Consider the following 1,394-nt stretch of genomic DNA (forward strand, 5'->3'; position numbering starts at 1 on the left):
ACCGTGTCTTCATTGACCGAGACCGTCTCGTCGGCATCGGTGAACGCGTCATCGACCGGCGTGACGGGGCCGAGCGTCAGCGTGGCGCTGTCAGAGCCGCCCAGGCCGTCGGTGATCGTGTAGGTCGCCACCGGCACCGGGCCGAAGTAGTTGGCTTCTGGCGTGAAGGTGAATTCGCCGTTGGCGTTGATCACCAACGTGCCCACGCCCGTGATGGTGGCGGTGTCGCCGGCAGCGAAGCTGCCAGGCACGCCTGCGACGACGAACTGGGTGACGGTGAGCGGGTTGCCGTTCGGGTCGGTGTCGTTGGCGAGCACGTTGCCGGTGGCCGGGGTGTCTTCGGTGACGCCCTGGGTGTCGTTGAGGGCATCGGGCGGCGAGTTCGCGCCCATGGTCAGCGACAACGTGGCGGTGTCCGTGCCGCCGTTGCCGTCGGTGGCGGTGTAGGTTGCCACCGGCACCGGGCCGGCGTAGTTCGCAGCCGGGTTGAAGGTGTAGGTGCCGTTGGTGTTGATGACCAGGGTGCCGACACCAGCGATGGTCGCGGTCTGGCCAGCGTTGAACGTGCCAGCCACGCCGGCCACCGTGAAGCTGGTGACGCTCAGCGTGTCGCCTTCAATGTCGACGTCGTTGGTCAGCACGTTGCCGCTGACGCTCTGGTTGATCGGCACCGAGTTGCTGTCGTCGAGGGCCGTGAGGGCGTCATTCACTGGCGTGACCGTGATGGACAGCGTCGAGGTGTCGGTGCTGGAGCCGTCGGTCAGCGAGTAAGAAACCACTGGCACGGCGCCATTGAAGTTGGCTGCCGGCGTGAAGCTGTAGTCGCCGTTCGCGCCGATCGTGAGCGTGCCCACGCCGGTGATGGTGGCGGTCTGGCCAGCGGTGAAGGTGCCGGCGACGCCGTCCACCGTGAAGGTGGTGACGGTGACCGGGCCGTCCACGCTGGAGGTGCCCGTGAGCACCGAGCCGTTCAGCGTGGTGTCTTCAGCGACGAAGATGGTCTCATCGGCGTCCGTGAAGGCGTCGTCGGCCGGGGTGACCGAGATGCTGAGCGTCGAGCTGTCATCGCTGGAGCCGTCGGTCGTCGTGTACGAGACGACAGGCACGGCACCGTTGAAGTTCGCGTCAGGCGTGAAGCTGTAATCGCCGTTCGCATCGATCGTGAGCGTGCCCACGCCGGTGATGGTGGCGGTCTGGCCAGCGTTGAACGTGCCAGCCAGGCCAGCCACCGAGAAGGTGGTGACCGTGACCGGGCCGTCGACGCTGGAGGTGCCGGTGAGCACAGAGCCGTTCAGCGTCGTGTCTTCCGCGACGGAGACAACTTCGTCGGCATCGGTGAAGGCGTCATCCACCGGGGTGACGTTGATGTCGAGCGTGGACGAGGAGCCGGTGTT

The 1,394-nt window shown here is 66.4% G+C and carries 1 protein-coding gene; it reads right to left on the reverse strand.

What is annotated here, in order from left to right:
• Positions 1-1,394, reverse strand: a 1,394-nt coding sequence (locus AACH00_RS19785) for a beta strand repeat-containing protein (RefSeq protein WP_341400904.1), incomplete at both ends; no start/stop codon positions are given.

Origin of the sequence: Ideonella margarita, assembly GCF_038066635.1 — a bacterium.
In the GTDB taxonomy this organism is placed as follows: domain Bacteria; phylum Pseudomonadota; class Gammaproteobacteria; order Burkholderiales; family Burkholderiaceae_C; genus Ideonella; species Ideonella margarita.